21 protein-coding genes are annotated in these 23,644 nt (G+C 61.6%); 7 read left to right on the top strand and 14 right to left on the bottom strand.

Annotation, left to right across the window (positions count from 1 at the left end):
* Window positions 1-119 precede the first annotated feature (119 nt).
* The 8 genes from ACKUG4_RS16760 to ACKUG4_RS16725 all read right to left on the bottom strand — a co-directional run bounded on the left by ACKUG4_RS16760 (window position 120) and on the right by ACKUG4_RS16725 (window position 8,201).
* Window positions 120-1,127 carry a septal ring lytic transglycosylase RlpA family protein gene (locus ACKUG4_RS16760; protein WP_085612550.1) on the bottom strand — a complete coding sequence of 336 codons (1,008 nt, stop codon included), beginning with the start codon at window positions 1,125-1,127 and terminating at the stop codon, window positions 120-122.
* The gene (gene mltB, locus ACKUG4_RS16755; RefSeq protein ID WP_085648685.1) at window positions 1,127-2,137 is read right to left on the bottom strand and encodes a lytic murein transglycosylase B; all 1,011 of its coding nucleotides are present in this window, start codon (window positions 2,135-2,137) and stop codon (window positions 1,127-1,129) included. Before mltB ends, ACKUG4_RS16760 begins: the two co-directional genes overlap by 1 nt.
* A gap of 17 nt (window positions 2,138-2,154) precedes the next feature.
* Window positions 2,155-3,258, bottom strand: a complete 1,104-nt coding sequence (gene rodA / locus ACKUG4_RS16750) for a rod shape-determining protein RodA (protein WP_050761190.1) — start codon at window positions 3,256-3,258, stop codon at window positions 2,155-2,157.
* 31 nt (window positions 3,259-3,289) lie between these two features.
* On the bottom strand, window positions 3,290-5,185 hold the full coding sequence (mrdA, locus tag ACKUG4_RS16745) for a penicillin-binding protein 2 (protein ID WP_039771860.1): 1,896 nt from the start codon (window positions 5,183-5,185) through the stop codon (window positions 3,290-3,292).
* Window positions 5,186-5,194: 9 nt separating this feature from the next.
* Window positions 5,195-5,662, bottom strand: coding sequence for a 23S rRNA (pseudouridine(1915)-N(3))-methyltransferase RlmH (rlmH, locus tag ACKUG4_RS16740; protein ID WP_009051038.1), 468 nt, complete (start codon window positions 5,660-5,662; stop codon window positions 5,195-5,197).
* 9 nt (window positions 5,663-5,671) lie between these two features.
* Window positions 5,672-6,166, bottom strand: coding sequence for a ribosome silencing factor (rsfS, locus tag ACKUG4_RS16735; RefSeq protein WP_064382180.1), 495 nt, complete (start codon window positions 6,164-6,166; stop codon window positions 5,672-5,674).
* Between the two features lie 72 nt (window positions 6,167-6,238).
* The gene (gene nadD / locus ACKUG4_RS16730) at window positions 6,239-6,961 is read right to left on the bottom strand and encodes a nicotinate-nucleotide adenylyltransferase (RefSeq protein ID WP_064599670.1); all 723 of its coding nucleotides are present in this window, start codon (window positions 6,959-6,961) and stop codon (window positions 6,239-6,241) included.
* On the bottom strand, window positions 6,930-8,201 hold the full coding sequence (locus ACKUG4_RS16725) for a glutamate-5-semialdehyde dehydrogenase (RefSeq protein WP_445434439.1): 1,272 nt from the start codon (window positions 8,199-8,201) through the stop codon (window positions 6,930-6,932). Before ACKUG4_RS16725 ends, nadD begins: the two co-directional genes overlap by 32 nt.
* A 177-nt stretch (window positions 8,202-8,378) precedes the next feature.
* Here ACKUG4_RS16725 and ACKUG4_RS16720 point away from each other — a divergent pair, with 177 nt between their 5' ends.
* The 4 genes from ACKUG4_RS16720 to ACKUG4_RS16705 all read left to right on the top strand — a co-directional run bounded on the left by ACKUG4_RS16720 (window position 8,379) and on the right by ACKUG4_RS16705 (window position 16,338).
* Entirely contained in the window at window positions 8,379-9,074 is a 696-nt protein-coding gene (locus tag ACKUG4_RS16720) for a DNA-3-methyladenine glycosylase (RefSeq protein ID WP_445434438.1), read from the top strand.
* A 54-nt stretch (window positions 9,075-9,128) separates the two neighbouring features.
* Window positions 9,129-10,445, top strand: coding sequence for a bifunctional DedA family/phosphatase PAP2 family protein (locus tag ACKUG4_RS16715; RefSeq protein ID WP_064599676.1), 1,317 nt, complete (start codon window positions 9,129-9,131; stop codon window positions 10,443-10,445).
* A 369-nt stretch (window positions 10,446-10,814) separates the two neighbouring features.
* Window positions 10,815-14,273, top strand: coding sequence for a calcium-binding protein (locus tag ACKUG4_RS16710; RefSeq protein WP_445434437.1), 3,459 nt, complete (start codon window positions 10,815-10,817; stop codon window positions 14,271-14,273).
* A 46-nt stretch (window positions 14,274-14,319) separates the two neighbouring features.
* Window positions 14,320-16,338, top strand: coding sequence for a hypothetical protein (locus ACKUG4_RS16705; RefSeq protein WP_445434436.1), 2,019 nt, complete (start codon window positions 14,320-14,322; stop codon window positions 16,336-16,338).
* An 11-nt stretch (window positions 16,339-16,349) separates the two neighbouring features.
* On the opposite strand, the gene ACKUG4_RS16700 is transcribed toward ACKUG4_RS16705, so the two are convergent.
* The 3 genes from ACKUG4_RS16700 to ACKUG4_RS16690 are packed head-to-tail and all read right to left on the bottom strand — an operon-like array spanning window position 16,350 to window position 18,029.
* A complete protein-coding gene (locus ACKUG4_RS16700) occupies window positions 16,350-16,940 on the bottom strand; it encodes an LON peptidase substrate-binding domain-containing protein (protein WP_064599681.1) in 591 nt (196 codons plus the stop codon).
* A gap of 10 nt (window positions 16,941-16,950) precedes the next feature.
* Window positions 16,951-17,667: an LrgB family protein gene (locus ACKUG4_RS16695; protein WP_064599683.1), complete on the bottom strand. Its 717-nt coding sequence runs from the start codon at window positions 17,665-17,667 to the stop codon at window positions 16,951-16,953.
* Window positions 17,667-18,029 (bottom strand): CidA/LrgA family protein, encoded by a 363-nt coding sequence (locus ACKUG4_RS16690; RefSeq protein WP_007958636.1) that lies wholly within the window; start codon window positions 18,027-18,029, stop codon window positions 17,667-17,669. The genes ACKUG4_RS16695 and ACKUG4_RS16690 overlap by 1 nt, the downstream gene beginning before the upstream one ends.
* A gap of 193 nt (window positions 18,030-18,222) precedes the next feature.
* On the opposite strand from ACKUG4_RS16690, the gene ACKUG4_RS16685 reads away from it, so the two are divergent.
* The 3 genes from ACKUG4_RS16685 to ACKUG4_RS16675 all read left to right on the top strand — a co-directional run bounded on the left by ACKUG4_RS16685 (window position 18,223) and on the right by ACKUG4_RS16675 (window position 21,185).
* Window positions 18,223-18,678 (top strand): MaoC family dehydratase, encoded by a 456-nt coding sequence (locus ACKUG4_RS16685; protein ID WP_007909575.1) that lies wholly within the window; start codon window positions 18,223-18,225, stop codon window positions 18,676-18,678.
* Between the two features lie 110 nt (window positions 18,679-18,788).
* Window positions 18,789-20,516, top strand: coding sequence for a C13 family peptidase (locus ACKUG4_RS16680; protein ID WP_221398173.1), 1,728 nt, complete (start codon window positions 18,789-18,791; stop codon window positions 20,514-20,516).
* 27 nt (window positions 20,517-20,543) lie between these two features.
* Window positions 20,544-21,185: an oxidoreductase gene (locus ACKUG4_RS16675; protein ID WP_445434435.1), complete on the top strand. Its 642-nt coding sequence runs from the start codon at window positions 20,544-20,546 to the stop codon at window positions 21,183-21,185.
* Window positions 21,186-21,219: 34 nt separating this feature from the next.
* Here ACKUG4_RS16675 and ACKUG4_RS16670 read toward each other — a convergent pair whose 3' ends face one another.
* From ACKUG4_RS16670 to mpl, 3 genes are read right to left on the bottom strand one after another with little or no spacing between them, the layout of a single operon-like run.
* A complete protein-coding gene (locus tag ACKUG4_RS16670) occupies window positions 21,220-21,516 on the bottom strand; it encodes a YceK/YidQ family lipoprotein (RefSeq protein ID WP_011336111.1) in 297 nt (98 codons plus the stop codon).
* Window positions 21,509-22,156 (bottom strand): flavin prenyltransferase UbiX, encoded by a 648-nt coding sequence (gene ubiX / locus ACKUG4_RS16665; protein ID WP_236190113.1) that lies wholly within the window; start codon window positions 22,154-22,156, stop codon window positions 21,509-21,511. The genes ACKUG4_RS16670 and ubiX overlap by 8 nt, the downstream gene beginning before the upstream one ends.
* Window positions 22,153-23,502 carry a UDP-N-acetylmuramate:L-alanyl-gamma-D-glutamyl-meso-diaminopimelate ligase gene (mpl, locus tag ACKUG4_RS16660; protein WP_007958628.1) on the bottom strand — a complete coding sequence of 450 codons (1,350 nt, stop codon included), beginning with the start codon at window positions 23,500-23,502 and terminating at the stop codon, window positions 22,153-22,155. Before mpl ends, ubiX begins: the two co-directional genes overlap by 4 nt.
* Window positions 23,503-23,644 lie beyond the last annotated feature (142 nt).

The raw sequence follows: 23,644 nt of genomic DNA, 5'->3' as shown, positions 1-23,644 counted from the left end.
CGGGCCATCGCGTGTTCAGTTGCTCACTCCAGTCACCCTTGCCGGGCTTTTGTTCTTCGACGAGCCAACAACCTGGTTCACCCCCCAATCGCTGGTGAACCGTCAATCAAGTCCTACGTTTACTCGGTGACCACACTTGGCGAACCGAGGTTGGCCAGGCGCACGCTGTTCTGTACCTGGGCAATTTCACCCGGCGAGCCGATCGGTCCCAGGCGAACCCGGTGCAGGGTCTGCTGATTGCGCACGATCGAGCTGATGAACACCGGAGCGCTCACCATCCCGCTGAGCTTCGACCTCAGGAGTTCTGCAGCGTCCGGGTTGGCGAACGCGCCCACCTGCAGATACTGGCCAGACGCTGGTGCAGAAGCGTTTTTTTTTGCATCGAGCTGGACTGGCACGACGGCCGCGGCGTGCTGCTGCGGCGGCGGAGTCCATTGCTCGACGGTGCCGGCCGAGGCCGTGATCACCGGGGCGCTATTCTGCGCGACTTGCGGCTCGTTGAGCATCAAAGGCGCCGGACGGCCCTTGGCGGCCCACCATTGTTGCGGGTCGATGCCTTCGACCTTGACCCGCGCGGTGCCGATTTCGGCATAACCGAGTTTTTTCGCGGCGGCGTAGGACAGGTCGATGATCCGGTCCGAGTAGAACGGCCCGCGGTCGTTGACCCGCAGGATCACGCTCTTGTTGTTGTCCAGGTTGGTCACCCGAACGTAACTCGGCAGCGGTAATGTCTTGTGGGCGGCACTCATGCCGTACAGGTCGTAGACCTCGCCGTTGGCGGTGTTCTGACCGTGGAACTTGGTGCCGTACCAGGACGCAGTGCCGGAGGCCACGTAAGTCTTGGATTCCTGCAACGGGAAGTAGGTCTTGCCCAGTACGGTGTACGGGTTGGCCTTGTACGGGCCGGTGTGCAGGGTCGGCGTGGCGTCCGGGATGCGCGATACGTCGACGTCCCACCACGGCGCGCCGTCCTTGTGGGCCCGGTTGATGTCCAGGCCCGGCTGCGAACGTACGGCGGTGGTCGGCTTCTGGGTCGGCGAACGACTGGTCGAACAACTGGCGACCAGTACCGCCAATGCAGCAAAGGCCACCAGCTTCAGGGGTTTATTGATAGGCAATGCCCGCATTACTTGACGCCCCGTGCTTGTACCAGCTGTTCAGACAGTTGATGTACGGCCATGGCGTACATCACGCTGCGGTTATAACGCGTGATCGCGTAGAAATTCGTCAGGCCCATCCAGTATTCCGGGCCATTGTCGCCTTCGAGGCGGAATGCGGTGACCGGCATGTCATCTCGCAGCGCATCATGACTCGACCAGCCCAGCGCTCGCAACTCCCCGACGGTTTTCGTCGGCTCGATGCCAGTGGTCAGGCCTTCATCCACCTGCTCGCCACGGACATCCGCGCGACTGACTACCGGTTCACCGGCGACCCAGCCGTGACGCTTGAAATAGCTGGCGACGCTGCCGATCGCATCATCCGGGTTGTTCCAGATATTGATGTGGCCGTCGCCGTCGAAATCCACCGCGTAGGCGCGAAAACTGCTCGGCATGAACTGCGGCAAACCCATCGCCCCGGCATAGGAACCCTTGAGGGTCAGCGGGTCGACCTGCTCTTCCCGGGCCAGCAGCAGGAACTCACGCAGCTCCTTGCGGAAAAATTCGGCACGGGGAGGATAGTCGAAACCCAGCGTGGACAAGGCATCGATCACCCGGTAATTGCCGGTATTACGTCCGAAAAAGGTCTCAACGCCGATGATCGACACGATCACCTGGGCTGGAACACCGTATTCCTGCTCGGCGCGGGCCAGGGTGGCCTCGTGCTGGCGCCAGAAGTCCACACCGCGGGCGATGCGCGCGTCGGTGATGAACATCGGCCGGTATTCTTTCCACTGCTTGACCCGTTCGGCGGGTTTGGAAATGGCGTCGAGAATCGCCTGCTTGCGCTGGGCTTCGCGGAACACGGCCATCAGCTGTTCACCGGCGAAACCGTAGTCGCGGGTCATTTCACCGACGAATTCGGCCACCTGGGGCGAGCCTTCGTAATCGCCGGCCAACGCTTCCTGCGCGCTGCCAAGGATGCCTACCAGGCCGAGCCACGGTGCGTATCGTGTCGCCCAGTCACGCATTACTTGCATTGAACTCTTCACCTTATTCAAACCTGTGCGATCCACTTGCGATGGGTATGGATCGACATCAAAACCCCAAACGCTGACAGCAGCGTCACCAGCGAAGTTCCGCCGTAGCTAATGAACGGCAACGGCACCCCTACCACCGGCAACAGGCCACTGACCATACCGATGTTGACGAAAACGTAAACAAAAAACGTCATGGTCAGAGCACCGGCGAGCAATTTGCCGAACAGCGTCTGCGCCTGGGCGGTAATCACCAAGCCACGGCCGATCAGCAACAGATAGATCAGCAACAGCGCGCAGATGCCCACCAGGCCGAACTCTTCGCCGAGCACCGCGATGATGAAGTCGGTGTGGCTTTCCGGCAGGAAGTCCAGGTGCGACTGGGTGCCCAGCAGCCAGCCTTTGCCGAATACGCCGCCGGAACCGATGGCGGCTTTCGACTGGATGATGTTCCAGCCGGTGCCGAGCGGATCGCTTTCCGGGTCGAGGAACGTCAGGATCCGCTGCTTCTGGTAGTCGTGCATGATGAAGAACCACATCGCAACCGACACCGGAATCGCCGCCGCCAGCACGCTGAGAATCCAACGCCAGCGCAAACCGCCCATGAACAGTACGAAGGCACCACCGGCCAGAATCAGCAGCGAAGTGCCCAGATCCGGCTGACGCACGATCAGGGCAAATGGCACGCCGATCAGCAGCAGACTGATGCCGACATGCTTGAGCTGCGGCGGCAACGTGCGTTTGGACAGGTACCAGGCGATGGTCGCCGGCATCAGGATCTTCATGAATTCCGAGGGCTGGAAGCGGATCACCCCGGGAATGTTGATCCAGCGGGTCGCGCCCATGGCATTGTGGCCCATGATGTCCACCACCATCAGCAATACCACCCCGATCACGTAGCCGAGCGGCACCCAGCGCGCCATGAACCTTGGCTCGAACTGGGCGATGACGATCATCGACACCAGACCGATGCCGAACGACGTGGCCTGTTTGGCCAGCAGGTCCCAGCTCTTGCCGCTGGCCGAATACAGCACGAACAGGCTGCCGGCGGCCAGGATCAACAACAGCACCAGCAACGGGCCGTCGATATGCAAACGTTGCAGCAGCGTCGCCCGGCGACGCATCACATCCTCGCTGGAGAGCATGCGATCGAAATTATTCATCACGGGCCGTAGCCTCCGCACTGATAGGGCTGGCGTATTCGGCCTTCAACCGTCCGTCCTGATCCAGCAGCCAGGCATCCATGACCTGGCGCACCACCGGTGCCGCGACGCCGGAACCGGACTCACCGTTCTCGACCATCACCGACACCACGATTTTCGGGTCATCCGCCGGCGCGAAACCGACGAACAGGGCGTGGTCACGGTGGCGCTCCTGAACCTTGGAGCGGTCGTACTTCTCGCCTTGCTTGATCGCCACGACCTGTGCCGTACCCGACTTGCCGGCGATCCGGTATTGCGCGCCGATCGAGGCCTTGCGCGCGGTGCCACGGGCACCGTGCATCACCTGCTGCATGCCGTGGTTGACCTTGTTCCAGTCCGAAGGATCGCGAAGGATGATGTCCGGCATCGGATTTTCATCCTTGGGCTTCTCGCCTTCGATCGTCCTGGCCAGGTGCGGGCGATTCCACACGCCCTTGTTGGCCACCAGCGCCGTGGCCTGGGCCAGTTGCAGCGGGGTCGATTGCATGTAGCCCTGGCCGATCCCGAGAATCAGGGTTTCGCCGGGGAACCACGCCTGACGCCGGGTCGCGCGTTTCCACTCGCGGGACGGCATCAGGCCGGGGGATTCTTCGAACATGTCCAGCGAGACCTTCTGGCCGATGCCGAACTTGTTCATATAGGCCGACAACCGGTCGATGCCCAGCTTGTGCGCCAGATCATAGAAGTAGGTGTCGTTGGACCGCATGATCGCCGTATCGAGGTCGACGAAGCCGTCACCGGTGCGGTTCCAGTTGCGGTACTTGTGATCGTAGTTGGGCAGCATGTAGTAACCGGGGTCGAACACCCGGCTCGACGCCGTCACCACACCCGCATCGAGACCGGCAATCGCCACCGCCGGCTTGATCGTCGAGCCCGGCGGGTACAGACCGCGCAGCACGCGGTTGAACAGCGGCCGGTCGATCGAATCGCGCAGCTCGGCGTAAGCCTTGAAGCTGATGCCGGTGACGAACAGGTTCGGGTCGAAGCTCGGCTGACTGACCATCGCCAGCACTTCGCCGGTTTTCGGATCGAGCGCCACCACCGCGCCACGCCGGCCGCCCAGCGCAGCCTCGGCGGCTTCCTGCAATTTGATGTCCAGGCTCAGGACAATGTCCTTGCCCGGCACCGGATCGGTCCGCTTGAGCACGCGCAGGACGCGGCCACGGGCGTTGGTCTCGACCTCTTCGTAACCCACCTGACCGTGCAGCTCGGCTTCGTAAAAGCGCTCGATGCCGGTCTTGCCGATGTGGTGGGTGCCGCTGTAGTTGACCGGATCGAGGGTCTTCAGCTCTTTCTCGTTGATCCGCCCCATGTAACCCACCGAGTGCGCGAAATGCGCGCCCTGCGGGTAATGACGCACCAACTGCGCGACCACCTCGACACCCGGCAGACGGAACTGGTTCACCGCGATCCGGGCGATCTGCTCTTCGGTCAGTTCGAACAGGATCGGCACCGGCTCGAACGGCCGGCGGCCCTGACGCATGCGTTTCTCGAAGATCACCCGGTCTTCCGGCGTCAGCTCCAGCACCTCGACGATCACGTCGAGCACCTGCTGCCAGTCGCCGGAGCGCTCGCGGGTCATGCTCAGGCTGAAGCTCGGACGGTTGTCCGCCACCACCACGCCGTTGCGGTCGAAAATCAGGCCACGGGTCGGCGGAATCGGCTGAACGTGAACCCGATTGTTTTCCGACAGGGTCGAGTGATATTCGTACTGAATCACCTGCAGGTAATACAGGCGCGCGATCAGCACGCAAATCAGTGCCACCACCGCAATTGCGCCGAACACGACGCGACCACGCACCAGACGGGCGTCTTTTTCGTGGTCCTTGATGCGGATCGGCTGAGACATGAGGGCGGGTTACTTGTGGTAAGGGTGGCCGGACAGCACGGTCCAGGCACGATACAACTGCTCGCCGATGAGGATGCGCACCAGCGGGTGCGGCAGCGTCAGCGGCGACAACGACCAGCGCTGATCCGCGCGGGCACAGACTTCCGGTGCCAACCCTTCCGGGCCACCGACCATGAAGTTGACCGTGCGCGAGTCCAGGCGCCAGCGATCGAGTTCGACCGCCAGTTGCTCGGTGCTCCACGGCTTGCCATGAACCTCGAGGGTGACGATCCGCTCGTTCTGCCCGACCTTGGCCAGCATGGCTTCGCCTTCCTGACGGATGAAGCGGGCCACGTCGGCGTTCTTGCCACGGGTATTGAGCGGAATTTCCACCAGTTCCAGCGCCAGCTCGGACGGAAGACGCTTGGCATACTCATGCCAGCCTTCTTCCACCCACTTGGGCATGCGTGAACCGACGGCGATCAGTCGCAGTCGCACAGCAATCCCTTACAGCTGGTCTTTGTTGAGCTTGGTGAAATGCTCGTGGGTGTTTTCCGGGCTGTGGTGCTTGGCGTCCGCCGCACGGCTCTGCTCGGCACCGGCCCACAGGCGTTCCAGGTCGTAGAACTGACGTGCCGAGGCAGTCATCATGTGCACGATCACCAGGTCCAGGTCCAGCAGCACCCAGTCGCTGTCGCCCTTGCCTTCTTCGCCCAGCGGCCTGGCGCCCTGCTTTTTCACTTCTTCGCGAACCTTGTCCAGCATCGCGTTGATCTGGCGGTTGGAGGTACCGGTGGCGATGATCATGTAGTCGGTGATGCTCTGCTTGTCGCGCACATCAATGATCTGGATGTCCTGGGCCTTGACGTCTTCCAGGGCTGCAACGGCCACCTTGACCAGTTCGTCGCCCTTCAGCGGTTCGTTGGTGTTGACCGGTTCTGGCAGCGGGGCGCTCTTGAATGTGCCTTTGCGCTTTACTTTGGTTTGGTCTTTGTCAGTCATATAAAACTCGTTTTGCTCATATTTTCGGCGGCTTGGCGACACGTGGATTCGTATCAGTGAAGCACGCCTTGTTCAGTTCGACGCACGGTACAGACCGTGCGCATCGATGTAGGCCAGGACCGCGTCGGGCACCAGGAAACGTACCGACTTACCGCTGGCCAGCAGTTGACGGATCTGGGTGGCGGAAACCGCGAGCGGTGTCTGCCAGACGAATGCAATCTGTCCGCTCGGCCCCTTCAGGGCCAGCGGGTCGCTCACCGAACGCGCTGCCAGCAGGTTGCGCAAGGCATCCGGCGGTTCGCTGTCGGCGTCCGGGCGCTGTAGCACCAGGATGTGGCAATGCTGGAGCAACTCTTCCCAGCGGTGCCAAGTGGGCAGGCCGCAAAACGCGTCCCAGCCCAGAAGCAGAAAAACCTGGGTCTCGGCGGCCATTTCGGCACGCAGCGACTCCAGGGTATCGATGGTCCAGGACGGCTTGTCCCGCTGCAATTCGCGGGCGTCCACCACCAGCGGCGGCACACCGGCCACCGCACATTCAACCATTGCCAGCCGGTCCTGCGCCGACACCTGCGGCGTATCGCGGTGTGGCGGCCGGGCGCTGGGCATCATGCGCAGCTCATCGAGCCCCAGCGCTTCGGCGACTTCCAGCGCGCCACGCAAATGGCCGATGTGCACCGGGTCGAACGTCCCGCCCAGGACGCCAATGCGCCGGGGACGGGACTTCTTGCCGGGTTTCGGCGCTTTCAGGTCGAGGTCGGACAAGTCAGACCGTCGCCTGGCCGCGCAACTGGCCATCACCGACCACGATGTACTTCTCGCAGGTCAGTCCTTCCAGGCCCACCGGGCCACGGGCGTGCAGCTTATCAGTAGAAATGCCGATCTCGGCACCCAATCCGTATTCGAATCCGTCGGCGAAGCAGGTCGGGGTGTTGATCATCACCGACGCCGAGTCGACCTGAGCCACGAACTGGTGGGTGTCGGCGAGGTTTTCGCTGACGATCGAGTCGGTGTGGTGGGAGCCGAAACGGTTGATGTGTTCGATGGCCTGATCCAGGCCATCCACCACGCGGATCGACAGGATCGGCGCCAGGTACTCGGTGCTCCAGTCTTCTTCGGTCGCCGCTACGGCTTCGATGATCGCCCGGGTGCGTTCGCAACCACGCAGTTCGACGCCTTTTTCGCGGAACTGCCTGGCCATCGACGGCAGGAAATCCTTCGCAACACTTTGATCGACCAGCAAGGTCTCCATCGCACCGCAGATGCCATAGCGATAGGTCTTGGCATTGAAGGCGATGCGCTGGGCTTTCGGCAGGTCGGCATGTTCGCTGACATAGACGTGGCAGATGCCGTCCAGGTGCTTGATTACCGGCACCCGGGCGTCACGGCTGATGCGCTCGATCAGGCCACGGCCACCGCGCGGTACGATCACGTCGACGTATTCGGGCATGGTGATCAGCGCGCCAACGGCGGCGCGGTCGGTGGTTTCCACCACTTGCACCACGGCGGCCGGCAGTTCGGCTTCGGCCAGACCGCGCTGGATGCAGGCGGCAATCGCGCGGTTGGAATGAATCGCTTCGGAACCGCCGCGCAGGATCGTCGCGTTGCCGGACTTAAGGCACAGGCTCGCCGCATCGATGGTCACGTTGGGACGGGATTCGTAGATGATCCCGATCACGCCCAGCGGTACGCGCATCTTGCCGACCTGAATGCCCGACGGACGGAAGCTCATGTCGCGGATCGCACCGACCGGATCCGGCAGCGCTGCGACCTGACGCAGGCCGACGATCATGCCGTCGATGCGTGCCGGGGTCAGTTCCAGACGTTCCAGCAGTGCCGGCTCCAGACCGTTGGCGCGACCGGCGGCCAGATCCTGTTCATTGGCTGCCGCAAGCTCGGCGCGGGCGGCGTCCAGAGCATTGGCGGCGGCCAGCAGGGCGCGGTTTTTCTGCGCGGTGCTGGCACGGCCGATGACGCGGGAGGCTTCGCGGGCGGCGCGACCCAATCGGGTCATGTAGTCAAGAACGGACTCAGTCATGGTCAGCTGGGGTCTTGGCAAAGAGGAAAGCGGCAGATTATAGCTGCCGCGTCCCGGGACTAACAGCGGTGACGGGCGGATGGTCGAAATGGACGGCGATTTGCCGACGTTCAGCCGGGATTAAGCCGCGAATTGTTATCATCACGACCTCCTCCGCCTGGATAAACAGTGTTTGCCATGTCCAACCTGACCGTTCGCGCCACCTCCGCGCGCCAGCCTGTCGGCCTTGCGGACGCCTTTTTCGACCGTGACGCCCAGACGCTGGCCAAGGATCTGCTCGGCAAAGTCATCCGCCACCGCGTCGGCGATTTATGGCTCAGCGCCCGGATCATCGAAACCGAGGCCTATTACTGCGAGGAAAAAGGCAGCCACGCGTCCCTCGGCTACACAGAAAAGCGTAAGGCTTTGTTTCTGGGTGGCGGCCACATCTATATGTATTACGCCCGGGGCGGCGATTCGCTGAACTTCAGTGCGCAGGGCCCTGGCAATGCGGTGCTGATCAAATCGGCCTATCCGTGGGTCGACGAGATCAGCGGCCCGGCCAGCCTGGCGCAGATGCTGCTGAACAACCCGGATGCCCAGGGGCGACCGCGCCCGTCACAGAAACTGTGTGCCGGGCAGACGCTTCTGTGCAAGGCGCTGGGACTGAAAGTGCCGGTGTGGGATGCCAAGCGCTTCGACCACGACATTCTGCTGGTGGAAGACACCGGCCCTGCGCCGACCCACATAATTCAGACCACCCGCCTGGGCATTCCCCATGGCCGCGACGAACACTTGATGTATCGCTTCGTCGATGCCGCCTATGCCCAGTGGTGCACGCGGAACCCGCTGCGCCGGGGTCAGGTCGAAGGTCGCGATTATTTTCTGCTGTGAATGCACACCCTGCGGCTCGCCGTTCAGGGACATCAATGAAATGGAGTGGTTTGTATGGGCCCATGGCTCGATAGCGTGACCGGGTGGCTGGCCGCCAATCCGCAGTGGCTGGCCGCCGCTGTGTTCATCGTGGCCTGCGTGGAATGCCTGGCGATTGCCGGGTTGATCGTGCCCGGCACGGTATTGCTGTTTGCCGTGGCGGTGCTGGCCGGCAGCGGTGCACTGTCGTTAAGCGAAACCCTGTTGCTGGGTTTCCTCGGCGGGATTCTCGGCGATGTGATTTCGTATTTCCTCGGCCGCCACTTCCACCAGAACATCCGGCGCTTACCGGGGTTGCGCCATCACCCGGAATGGATGGCCGGCGCCGAAACCTACTTCCAGCGCTACGGTATCGCCAGCCTGCTGGTCGGACGCTTCATCGGCCCGTTGCGACCGATGTTGCCGATGGTCGCGGGCATGTGCGACATGCCCTTCCCGCGCTTCGCCGCTGTGAGTCTGCTGGCGGCGGCCGGCTGGAGCCTCGCGTACCTGCTGCCGGGCTGGGCCACCGGAGCGGCGATTCGGCTGCCACTGCCGGAAGGCTTCTGGCTGCAGGCCGGCATCGTCGCCGGCAGTATTGCGGTGATGGTCGGCCTGAGCGCCAACAGCAGCTTGCGTCGTCATCGCCGGGCGACGCTCTGGATCAGCAGCATGAGCCTGTTGATCCTGATCGGCCTGTTCATCGGCTACCCGTACCTGACCGCCCTCGATCAGGGCGTCATGACCCTGGTGCAGGAACACCGCCGCCCGGCGCTGGATGAAGTCGCAGTGGTTTTCACCCTGATCGGTGAATTCCGCAACATGCTGCTGTTCAGCGCCCTGCTGACTGCGTTGCTGTTGCTGTGCCGACAGTGGCGCCACGCGATCTTCGTGGGCGGCACCCTGCTCGTCACGGCCCTGGCCAACACCGGCACCAAAATGTTCTTCGCCCGGGTGCGCCCGGAAGTACTGACTGATCCGCTTACCAGCTACAGCATGCCCAGTGGTCACGCTTCGGGGTCGTTCGCGCTGTTCCTGGCGCTCGCCGTGCTGGCCGGACGCGGGCAGCCGCCACGGCTACGCCTCACCTGGCTGTTGCTCGGCTGCATACCGGCGCTGGCCATTGCCCTGTCACGGGTGTATCTGGGCGCGCACTGGCCAACGGATGTCCTTGCCGGCGCCATGCTCGCCGCCTGTGTCTGCGCAGCGGGGCTATGGCTGAGCCAGCGCCGTTCGCCACTCGGTGCGATGCCGCAGAAAGTCTGGTGGCTGGTGCTGCCAGCCTTGGTCGCCTTGTTCGGTTTTTTTGTATTGCGCCATTTGCCGCATACGTTGTTGCGATATTCATACTAGGTCGGGGAGGCCCATCACGAATCCGTCTACCGGACAAATCATGCAGACACGCAATTGAACACAGTGTGTCTTATATTTTCGAGGCTCTCGCACACAAAGTGTTTGAGCCTTTTTATTGCACAGCCAAAACAAAGCACACGCTCTTTGAATAGCAACTTTGTTTAAAACATCAAACAACCAGATCCAGCCAGGCACTGTTCAAACTAACGTCTTCCTGTTTAAAGCCGCTCTCTAAAGTGGACCAGACCATAACACCCAATCAAACAGACGCACACTTGCAACCACACAAACAGCAAAACAAAAACCAAGTTAACCGACAACAATTCATGCCAGCTTAATCACTCAGATAATCATCACGGAGTATGAGCCTTGGCAAAACCCTTTCAACTCGACACGGAAACTATTCCTACCGAGTTAATTAAAATATCCGACATTAACGATGCTGTGGCACTTCCCGGTGTGGCAGAACATAACCGGTCCTCACCCACCCTGAGTCAGGTGGACGAACTGTTCGGCCCCTTGAGATTTGGTGAACTGACCGTGAGCCGTCAAGAACTCCAGGCCCTGGGCGCCCGACTCGACGGGCAAGCCATCACGGCCGCCGGCACCTACTTTTCCGAACCCGATCAAGCTTTCATCAATGCGCTGGAATTCGACCCGGCACAGGTCGAACAACGGATCAAGTCGGTCAATGCACAGGAAGGCCGGCTGATCCCGCCACTGCTGTACGAGATCGTCACACTGCGCTCACCGAATGCTTCACCGCTGATGCGTGAGGTGCCGACGGGCGAATCCGCCGCTGCGATGAACAAAATCATCGAGACGCTGAACGCCTCGCAGCGTCTGGACATTCGCAAGGACCCACTGGCCGGGCCGTTGCCGGACTGGGTCGACAAAGTCAAAAGTCGCGGCATGACCAGCATGGGCGTCGGACTGCAAGCGTACGGCCTTTACAGCGCTTACATCGGCGCCATCGATGCGATGAAAAAGGGCCAGACCGCCGAGGTGCTTATCAACGTGGGAGGCGGACTCGCGGAGATCACCTCGCTGGGACTGGAATACGCCCTGAACAAGACCGGCGATCAGATGATTCGCCAAGGGGCCATGGTTTTCGAGCAGTTCGGCAAAACCACCATGGGGAAGTGGCTGTGTCGCGGATCGGGACTGATCGCCAGTGTTCTCACGTTGCCCTTTGATATCTATACCGCCATCAAGTCCTTCAGTGAAGCCGCCGAGGCCCAAGGCAAACAGGCGCAGGATCTGTACGTCACCGGCGGGCTCAGCGTGTTCAGCGGCGTACTGTCCCTGACCCTCGGCTGCGCAGCATTGATGGGTTTCCAGGCGGCCGGTCCGGTGGGCATTGCCGCTGCCGCCATCATGATTATCGGCGCCCGCGTCTATTGCGCGGTACGGATGGTCGACGATATCGACGACTACATCGAGCTGAGCGTGAACGAGCGCTGGCGTTCCGGCTGGTTTGCGTTCACCGGGCAGGAGCAGGACAAGGCACTGATGGAGCGTTTCACCGTCGCCAAGACCCATGCCGACTACGCGAAGGCCTTGAAGACCAAGAGCGTTGCCTGGCTGGATCATGAACTGAAGGACAGTGTCGACACCGTGGTCAATGGCCGCTTCGACGTCAAACTGCAGCCCACCCGACTGTACAAGTACCAATGGAGCGAGGGCGAATCCACCTACACCACAAAAAATCTGCCGGTCATCGAAGAGACCGATGACACCTGGGATGCAAGTGCAGGTCTGCCGGCGGATGATGCGGTCATCAGCAAGGGCATCAATGACCCCGCCAAAGGCGTGCTGTGGAATCTGGGTGGCGGCGCCGATACGGTCAAAGGCGTAAGCGACAAACCGAACCTGTTCAGCTACGGCGCCGGTACAAAAAATCTGAGCGGTGGAATCAAGGACGACTCCTTTCTTTTTCAGTCGGCCGCCGACGGACTCGACACCACCCCCGAGCAAGTCAGCCTGTTACAAGGGGGAGAAGGTGTCGACCTGCTGTGGCTGCAGGGCAGAGAAAAGCCTGCGAGTCATGGATCTGCCGCAGCGCCCTATGTCGGGTATGACGTGAACCTGCAAGACGGCACGCTCGGATTACGTTCAGCGGACCCCGAGAAGGCCCCGGTGCTCCATACGCGTTTCGAAGCCATTGAAAAAATCGAAACACTGGCCGGGGCTTCCAACCGGGTCACGGGCTCGGCTCTGGCGGACACCATCGCTGCCAATGGCAACGACAGGGTCGAGGCTGGCGCGGGAGACGATCATATTACTGTTCGGGGCCGGCATGGCATCATCGAGGGAGGTCTCGGCAGCGACACCTACATTCTCGATGCAACGAGTCTCAATGTTTCCATCACCGAAGACGGCCAGGAGCCGAGCAAGGTGTACCTGGGCGTAGCGCTCGAGGCCATCCAGCGCTGGCAACTGCGTGACGACGCCGTGGTGATCGAGACCTTGCGCGATGACGATCCTCGCTCACGGAGACGCCAACTGGTGCTCGAGGCGGTGTACCGGACAGTCGATAACAAACGCCTGCTGCAAAATGACCAATGGACGTTCATCACACAAGACGGCTACCACCTGCAACCTGCGTGGCCAGCCGAAACCCCGGACCTGAGCGACATGCCCCTGAGCGTCGTCGTGGTCACCGCGGGTGTGTCCAGGATCTCCCCGGTTCAGCTCAACGACGCGCCTCATAAAATCTCACCCAAGCCGCACTCGTTCTATTTCGTGTCCCGCAAAAGCCATCACACCATTCTTGTAGCTCCAAAAAATGAAACGCAACGGCGCAGCACCTTGTATGTCGAATACGACAGTTCGGAAATCAACGAAGTCAGAGCCATTTATGATGTCCGCGTCTCGAATACGGGAGCCTTCACCTGGCTCGATTACCGCAATATCCACTTCACCCTGACATTCCTGCGGGGCGGCCTGTTGTCGCTGCACGACTGCGTATTTGAAAACCCGGGCCGGAAAACCGACGTGGGTAACGGCCTTCATGCACCCGGCTGGACAATGAATCACGCTGTCACACTGGTGATGCGCGATGGCATTTCCTACCACCTCGACTTCCCCCGCACCGCTTACCTAGAGGACGCCAGGAACCCGGGATATCGACTGGTGCAAAGCCGCGAATCGCTGCGTCAGCGCGCGGGCCAATACCTGTTCGTCAGGCCCTCCATCGACAAACGCACCTTGAAGACGACCCCTCAGCGGGTGGATTTCCGAAACACTGAACATTACAGCAACCACTGGCTGGAGGGCCGATCCTCGACCTACGAGCTGTATCCCGTCCGCAACACGTCCATTCGACTGTCCACCGCGACCTCAGACGCCAGTCTCACAGGCTCATCCACCTGGAACATTCATACAGCACAACTGCAGGAAGTCATCACCGACCATCAACTGACCATCAAGGACGACCTGCTCAAGGTCGGCAGCGTTCACGTGCATCTGCCCGACAGTAGCGACCCGGGATTACCGCTGGAAACCGTCAATGTCATCCTCGCCTCCGGCAACCGCTACAGCATCAACACCTTGTTTGAAACGATCGGTCTGTATGCGGTCAACGTGGCGGGCAGCGCCTCGATCCAGTCAGTCGTAGCGTTGATACAAGAACACAAGAGCCGTGAGTTACTGGAATGGGATGAAGTTCATGTCCTGAACGTCCGATTGCCCGGCGCGCCGGCGGCCCGGATCTTTTACAACGCGTCGACCGGACACTGGACCCGGCATGACGATGCATCGAACCCCATCGACCCCGAACAGCTGACCATTGGAGAAACACCACTTACCACCCCCTCGCCGAACTGACTCAACGCTGCGCCCATCCATAATTCAATCGTCAAGGAATGACACCATGCGCCCCAAAAACCCATCATCCCCCACAACCAGAACCGACTCGACGACGCACGCCCCGAGCATCAGCCGGCCACGGCCGGACGCGGACCTGCCATTGCTGCACCGGCCACCATCGGAATTGCCCGACCCTGCAGCCCCCGTTCCAAGCCCCGGCAGACTCCCTGATGCGGCCAACGTCCCTCCCAAAGTCGAGACTTCGGACCTGCCGGCCATTCAGACCGAATCCCGTGCCGGCCTGACCCCTTACCTCTTGAGCCCTGCGCTGTTGCGCAACATGCAGGCAGCCGATGACAACGGCTTTCGTTTTGTCGTCGGGCGCCGGTTCGTCGATATCAAGGATGTCGGCACGGTACATGTGGAGTTCGACACGGCGCTAAATGCCTATCGAATAACGGATCTATACAAGAAACTGCCACCGGGCCCGCAGATCTTGCGCACCCCGGGTGAAACAACCTGGACTCCGGTGCAACAGGCGCAGACACCATCGCGGCACAAACATACCTCTACAGATGATGCTGCTCGCGACGCGGCCACGACGGCCAAACGCCCGACCCTTTCCCCGCCGCCCACTCAACCGGCCAAGCCATTGCCGGCGCTGAGCCTGAGGCATTTCAATCCGGCCCACTACCCGCAAGTGCAGGTCGATGCCCAGGGTTATTATCGAAGGGAGGAAGTCGCCTTTGATCCGCAGAGGGTCACCTATCATTACGGTTTCAGGGACACCAAGGATTATTGGGTAGCGGTTGACGAGCCGCCCGCCGGCTTCAATGGCACGCCGACCCACCTGACAAACTGGACGGATCATGAAATCTGGCAGACCTACGGTCTTCACGGCCAGGCCATCTCGCGCTTTCGGCTCGACGCCCAAACTCACGGCACTCGTCCCGGTTGGGCGCGACCGCTGGAAACCGACAACCCGCGCAAGGATCTGCTCGGCGATGCCCTGAAATGGCTGCATCCACAGATGACGCCTGACGAACGAGTAGCCCATCTGCGCGCCTACAATCTGTCGCCGGGGCAGCACGCACAGTTGCGCAAGGACTTGCTCGACAACCCGCAACAAATGCCCCAATGGGCCGAGCAACACAAGTTGCGCTCTGTCGACGAGAACGACCCGACGCGTTTCGAGCCACTGCGTCAGGAAATCGAACCGCTGCTCCTGCCATTGCGCAATGGCACGATCCGACAAAAAAGCATGTTCGATCTTGATGAAAGCATAAGCCCGACTTTTTTCGCCGCCTTCTTGACCTCGTTGGGCTACAAGCGCAACGCCAGCGACTGCCTGTACCGAACAGACATTCCCGGCCTGTTCAGGGCCGATGAGCGCACACCGTTCGAGTTCAACAACGATGGCCGAATGCTGCCACGCATGCTCCATAAACGCGGTGCGACGAGCGAAAAACCGATCAGCGCCACGATCAGCCTGAAGTTGGTTCATGAGTACGCAGGACAGGGTTCGAACGCTCCTGATCCGGAATACCTGCGGTACAACAATCAGAAGAACAAGTACCCCGGAAAAAAACCCGGCGAGTCCGACAACGACTCAGGAGAGTCCGACAATGAATGGTCCGATACGTCCGATGTCGAGCTGGACGCCGAGCGGAACTATGAGACGATCCGGCACGACCAGAGTTTCATTTTCAAATACGTCATCGATACCCGAAACATGGAGGTGGTCCTGAGGGAGGAGAACCTGTTTCTGAATGGCGGCGCCGAAGAACGCGGGGCGTGGTTCCCTGAAGACGAAAACGAAGCCTTGATATCCGCCTCCAGGAGGGGCATCCCTACAGAACGGATCTGGCTGCTCGACTCAACCGGCACCCGCGCGGTGAAGGTCGACGATGTCGTCGATCAGGCGCCGTATCTCAACAGCATGGAGGAAGACACACACTCCGGCAGCGCCAACCAGCATGAATATGACGCGCTCATCGACGCAGCGACCGAGGCAGGCAAACCCGTGCTGTATCTGGACAAGGGCAAGGAGTGGTTCGCCAACGATATCGTCTGGCCTGAGTGACCGAGGCGGTCCTAGGCGAACAGTTCACCCTGCAACTCGTCGAGCAACGCCTGGATCGCATCCAGGCGTTGCTGCGGATCGTCGAGTTGCAGCAGGTCGATCTTGTCTTCCTCGGCAAACGGCAGCAGGTAGGCCAACTGGTTCGCCAGCGCCTGCTGCCCCGCCGCTTCGATGCCCATGTTCAGCGCTTCGACCATCGGATGCTCGGCCAGGGCCTTGAGCAGCGCCACCAGATCAGCGTCTTCGTCCTGCAGAGGCTGCTCGGGCTCTTCATCCAGCCACTCGACCTCCGCGACGATCAGCTGATCGCGCTGCACCTCGGTGCGCAGAACATGAAAGCGCCGCCCGCCCTGCACACGAATTCCCAGCAGGCCGTTGTCCTGTTGCTGGAAATCGGTGATCCGCGCTTCGCACCCGACCATCGCAAATCCTTCGGGCGCCACTCCGACTTCGTGGCCTTCGAGGATGCATACCACACCAAACCCGCCGCCCTGTTTCATGCAGCGGCCGATCATGTCCAGATAGCGCGCCTCGAAGATCTGCAGATCCAGATTGCAGCCGGGAAACAGCACCGTGTTCAGCGGAAAAAGCGGCAGACTCATAGACATTTCCTTACACCACCATCGACACCGCCAACGGCAGGAACACCGCCGTGGCCACGCCCATCAGACTCATCGCCAGCGCCGCGAAGGCGCCGCACTCATCGCTTTCCTGCAACGCCACCGACGTGCCGACCGCATGCGCCGTCATACCCAGCGCCATGCCGCGCGCCTCGGGGCTGTGCACGCCGAGGCGGGTCAGCAGCGCCGGGCCGAAGATCGCGCCGATGACTCCGGTGATCAACACGAATACCGCCGCCAGCGCCGCGACACCGCCGATCTGCTCGGCCACCAGCATGGCAATCGGCGAGGTCACCGACTTGGGCGCCATGGTCATCAGAATCATGTGATCGGCCCCGAACCACCAGCCCAGTGCCACGCCCATCCCCGTGGCGACCACGCCGCCTATCACCAGCGTAGTAAAAATCGGCCAGAACAATTGGCGGATGCGCCGCAGATTCAAATACAGCGGCACGGCCAGCGCCACGGTTGCCGGCCCCAGCAGAATGCTGAGGATTTCCGTGCTCTTGCGGTACTCGGCGTAGGTCACGCCGCAGCCGACCAGCACGCCGATCACCAGCAGCATCGAGACCAGCACCGGTTGCAGGAAGATCCAGCGGGTTTTCTCGAACGCCGCCAGCACCAGTTGATAGGCCCCCAAGGTAATGCCGATGCCGAACAGGGGATGGTGAATCACCGAGGCCCAGGCGCCTTGCCAGTCGAACAGCATCAGGACTCCTCCGAATGCGGCGCGTGACGTTTGACCAGACGCTGCATCAGCACCCCGGCGAAAGCCATCGACAGAATCAGCGACACCACCAGCGCACCGACGATGGCCCAGAAATCCGCGGCAATCGCTGTGGCATACACCATCACGCCCACCGCCGGCGGCACCAGCAGCAACGGCAGATAGCGCAACAGGCTGCCGGCTGCGAGGTTCAGCGGCTCCCCGACTTCACCACGCACGATCAGGAACACCAGCAACAGCAAAAGGCCGATGATCGGCCCCGGCAGCACCGGCAACAGCAAATGATTGAGGGCCGTGCCGAGCAATTGAAACAGCACCAGCATGGTCAGGCCACGTAGCAACATCGGACATCTCCGTCTTACTTTCCAACCCGCAAGTCGTCGGCATTATAAGCACGCCTGCGCTATGGATCGGCATTCGCCAAAAGCATGGTCGGTTGACCTGAGCAAATCGCCATGATGATCTACAGTGGTTCGCAGGGCGGTCAAATCCCCCACCTGAAAAACTATAAAACCGATGAACCCAAGGAGAGTCTCAATGCCCTATGTTCCAGTTGCAGAGCTCAAAGATTATGTCGGCAAGGAACTCGGACGTTCCGAATGGCTCACCATCGATCAGGAGCGCATCAACCTGTTCGCCGAAGCCACCGGGGATTATCAGTTCATCCACGTCGATCCGGTCAAAGCCGCGCAAACGCCATTTGGCAGTACCATCGCACACGGTTTCCTGTCGTTGTCGCTGATCCCCAAACTGATGGAAGACATCCTGATCCTGCCGCAAGGCGTGAAGATGGTGGTCAACTACGGCCTGGACAGCGTGCGTTTCATCCAGCCGGTCAAGGTCAATTCCAAGGTCCGGCTCAAGGTCGACCTCGGTGAAGTGACCGAGAAAAAACCTGGCCAGTGGCTGCTCAAGGCCACCGCCACACTGGAGATCGAAGGCTCGGACAAACCGGCCTACATCGCCGAACCGCTGTCGCTCTGCTTCGTTTAAGCGCCTGGATGCGAAGCGGCTCACGCTGTTTCGCATCCGCTCCTCCCTGCCGGCTGTATAAGGTCACATAGCTGCGGCATACTCGGTCGCCTAATTGCCCGGATCCCGCTATGCGCTCATTCGCCCCTCTTGCTCCCCTTGCCTTGACCCTGTTGCTGGCCGCGTGTGGCGACGGCGAATCGCTGTTGCCGCCGGATGCGCGCCTGCCCGACGGCGGCCGCTATCGCGGTGAACTGGTCGATGGCTTGCTGCAAGGCCAGGGCCGGGTCGACTACCCCAACGGCAGCTGGTACGCCGGGGCGTTCGACAAGGGGCAATGGCATGGCCAGGGCGAATGGCACGGCAGCAATGGCGAGGTCTATCGCGGCAACTTCCAGCAAGGGCTGTTCGACGGCCAGGGCACGTTGACCACCACCGCCGGCAGCTACACAGGCGGTTTCAAGCTGGGCCGGCGCGACGGCGAAGGCACCCTCAAGGAAAACGCGATGACCTATCGCGGCGAATTCAAGGCCGACCAGTACTCCGGGCTCGGTCGCCTGGAGCTGGACGACGGCAGCTCCTATCAGGGCCAGTTCGCCCACGGCAAACCCAATGGCGAAGGCCAGCGCGGCGATGCCAGCGGCAATCAGTTCACCGGCCACTTCGTCAATGGCCAACTCGAAGGCAACGGCACCTTCAACAGCGCCGACGGCGACATTTACGTCGGCGGTTTCAAGAACAATCAACTGCACGGCAAGGGCCGCTACGAAAACGCCGACGGCGATGTCTGGCTCGGGCAGTTCAAGGAAGGCGCGCTGACCGGCAAGGGCGAACTGATCGGCGCCGACGGCAGCCATTACATCGGTTATTTCAATGACTGGCGCTTCAGCGGTCAGGGTCGCCTGAACCTGTCCGATGGCAGTTTCTACGTCGGCGGATTCGACAGCGACAGTTATTCCGGACGCGGCACCCTGGTGCTCACCGATGGCAGCGTGCTCAGCGGCACCTGGATCAACGGCCAGCGAGTGCGCGATGCCGACGGCAAGTTGCTGCCGGACACCCTCGAACTCGGCCTGTTGGCCCAGGGTCGTCTGCTCGACGAGGCGCTGGCCAACGTACCGGCCTCGACCCCGGCCGTTGAGCTGTACACCCTGACCCTCGGCGGCGACGGCAAACAGAGCGTGTTCCTGCGCGAATCCGATTACGTCGCGAACATGCTCACCAGCCGTTTCGGTGCCTTTGGCCAGATTCGCCTGGTCAACCACCGCGACCACCTCGGCGACCGGCCGATGGCCACCCGCGAAAATCTGCGGCGCGCCGCTCAAACCCTGGCCGAACGCAGCGGCCCGGAAGATCTGGTCTTCATCTATCTGACCAGCCATGGCACCGCCGAGCACGAACTGGTGCTCGATCAGCCGCGCATGGAACTGGCCGACCTGCCCGCCGACGAACTCGCCGCCGTGCTCGCACCGCTGAAGAACCGCGACAAGATCATCGTCATCTCCTCGTGCTATTCCGGCGGTTTCATACCGGCGCTGAAGGACGAACGCACGCTGATCATGACCGCCTCACGCGCCGACCGCGTGTCGTTCGGTTGCTCCGAGGAGGCCAACTTCACCTACTTCGGCGATGCCCTGTTTGCCCAGGCACTGAACCAGACCGACGACCTGGAGCAAGCCTTCAAACTGGCCAAGGCCACCGTTGCCGAGCGCGAACTGGCGGACAATTTCGAAGCCTCCGAACCGCAGATCTGGGCGCCGAAAACCGTGCTGGCGCACTGGCAACTGCTACGCAAGCAACAGGCGAGAAAAGCGTTGCAAAGTGCTGCGTTGAACGACGGAGCGACAAACAGCAACTAAGCTGAACAGTATCAAGGGAGAGACACTATGTACTTGACGCCTCAGCATGTCCTGCTTGCCGGAGCCACCGGTTTGACCGGTGAACATCTGCTCGACCGTCTGCTCAACGAGCCGACGATCAGCCGTGTCCTGGCCCCCTCACGCCGGCCACTGGCCGAACATCCGCATCTGGAAAACCCGGTCGGCGACCCACAGACCTTCCTGCTGCAGTTGGCGGGTCGCGTCGACATCGCCTATTGCTGCCTCGGCACCACCATCAAGCAGGCCGGCTCCGAAGAAGCGTTCCGCGCCGTGGATCTGGACATGGTCGTAGCCTTCGCCAAGCGCGCCCGGGAAATGGGCGCACGGCACCTGATTGTGATCAGTGCCCTGGGCGCCGATCGCCGATCCTCGATTTTCTACAACCGGGTCAAAGGCGAGATGGAATACGCCTTGCGTGCGCAAAACTGGCCGCAACTCACCATTTGCCGGCCGTCGCTGTTGCTCGGCGAACGCAGCGAGCCCCGCCTGGGCGAGCAGCTTGCCGCGCCATTCTCCAAATTGATTCCTGGCAAATACCGCGGCATCGAAGCCTGCCAACTGGCCCGGGCCATGTGGCGGCTGGCGTTGGAGGAGCAGGACGGGGTACGGATCGTCGAATCGGATGAATTGAGAAAACTCGGCAAGTAAAAACAAAAGATCGCAGCCATTGGCTGCGATCTTTTTAGAGTCCGCCAGTCGCCTGGAACCCCACGCCGATCACCGTCAGCAACGACAACGGCAACAGCAGCGTGTCGAGCAGTGCGCTGGCCGGCAGATCCACACCGGGGTAACTCGGCGCCTCGGCGCCGAATCGATCCATCGCGCAACATCCGCCATTCATCGCATACAGATCCAGCCGGGTGCCGGAATACACCACCGGCGCGCCGGGCTTGGCGGCATCCAGCGTGCGCGCCGTGGCGCAGCCGGTCAGTTGCAGCGCCAGCGCCATCAGCAGCACAGCAGCCAGCAACTTATTCATCGCTGCTCAGATGGTGTTCGCCCCAGCGCGGCAGCATGTCCTGGGGGATGCCCAGCAGGTTGAGAATCCGCGCCACCACGAAATCGATCAGGTCATCGATGGTCTGCGGCTGGTGATAGAAGCCCGGCGAGGCTGGCAGGATGGTCACGCCCATGTTCGACAACTTGAGCATGTGTTCCAGGTGAATGCTCGAATACGGCGCTTCGCGCGGCACCAGAATCAACTGGCGCCGCTCCTTCAACGTCACGTCCGCCGCCCGCTCGATCAGGTTGTTGCAGGCGCCGGTGGCGATGGCCGACAAGGTGCCCGTCGAACACGGCACCACCACCATGGCCGCCGGAGCGCCGGAGCCCGAGGCCACCGGCGACATCCAGTCTTCCTTGCCGTACACGCGGATCTGCCCGGCGGCCGCGCCGGTGTATTCGGTGAGGAACGCCTGCATCATTTGCGGCTTCGCCGGCAACGACACGTCGGTCTCGGTGGCCATCACCAGTTGCGCGGCCTTGGAGATCAGAAAGTGCACCTCGCGATCCTCGCGCACCAGACAATCCAGCAGGCGCAAACCGTACTGGGCGCCGGACGCGCCGGTCATCGCCAGCGTGATGCGTTCGGGGCCATTGCTCTCGAAACGACTGTTCATTTCAGCGCCTCGGCGAGTTTGCCGTGCAGGCCACCGAAGCCGCCGTTGCTCATGATCACCACGTGGGTGCCGGGCTGGGCCTGGCTCTTCACCCGTTCGATGATGCCTTCCAGCGAATCGCTGACGATCGACGGCACGGTGCACAACGCGGCGGTGCCTGCCAGATCCCAGCCGAGGTTGGCCGGGGCGTACCAGATCACCTGATCGGCATCGACCACGCTGTCCGGCAGACCGTCACGGTGGGCGCCGAGCTTCATCGAGTTGGAGCGCGGCTCGATGATCGCGATCAGCGGCGCATCGCCAATACGTTTGCGCAAGCCGTCGAGGGTCGTGGCAATCGCGGTCGGGTGGTGGGCGAAGTCGTCGTAGATGGTGATGCCGCGCACTTCCGCGACTTTCTCCATCCGGCGTTTGACGCTCTTGAACGCGCTCAACCCGGCGATGCCCATCGACGGTACAACGCCGACGTGACGCGCGGCAGCCAGAGTGGCCAAGGCGTTGGCAACGTTGTGCTGACCGGTCAATTCCCACTCGACCACGCCTTGGGATACGCCTTCGAACATCACTTCGAACGCCGAGCCGTCGTCTTTCAGCAACTTGACCTGCCACTGACCGCCAGCACCGGTGGTTTGCACCGGAGTCCAGCAGCCCATTTCGATCACGCGCTGCAAGGCCGGTTCGGTGGTCGGGTGAATCACCAGCCCTTCGCTCGGGATGGTGCGCACCAAGTGGTGGAATTGCCGTTCGATGGCCGGCAGATCAGGGAAGATGTCAGCGTGGTCGAACTCAAGGTTATTGAGGATCGCGGTACGCGGACGGTAGTGGACGAACTTCGAGCGCTTGTCGAAGAACGCGCTGTCGTACTCGTCGGCTTCGATCACGAAGAACGGCGTGCCGCCCAGACGCGCCGACACCGAGAAATTCTGCGGCACGCCGCCGATCAGGAAACCCGGGCTCATGCCGGCATGTTCCAGCACCCAGGCGAGCATGCTGCTGGTCGTGGTCTTGCCGTGCGTACCGGCAACCGCCAGCACCCAGCGACCTTGCAGCACATGGTCGGCCAGCCACTGCGGGCCGGAAACGTACGGCAGGCCTTTGTTCAGCACATATTCCACCGCCGGGTTGCCGCGGGACATGGCGTTGCCGATCACCACCAGATCCGGCGCCGGATCAAGCTGCGCCGGGTCGTAACCCTGGGTTAGCTGAATACCCTGAGCTTCGAGCTGGGTGCTCATCGGCGGATAGACGTTGGCATCGGAGCCGGTCACATGATGGCCCAGCTCTTTGGCCAGAACCGCCATCGAGCCCATGAAAGTCCCGCAGATACCCAGAATATGAATGTGCATAGTCGACCTCGTAAAACATGGCCGCAGGTTAGCGCAGGGAGGGGGAAATCGCATCCTTTAGCTGATGGAGCCGGGCGAGTGGATCACGACATCTCGGTCCGACTGGAGACTGTTGCCCTCACCCCAGCCCTCTCCCGGAGGG

The organism is Candidatus Pseudomonas auctus, assembly GCF_048654275.1.
GTDB lineage: Bacteria > Pseudomonadota > Gammaproteobacteria > Pseudomonadales > Pseudomonadaceae > Aquipseudomonas > Aquipseudomonas pharyngis.
This window is presented reverse-complemented; position numbering and strand designations above follow the sequence as displayed.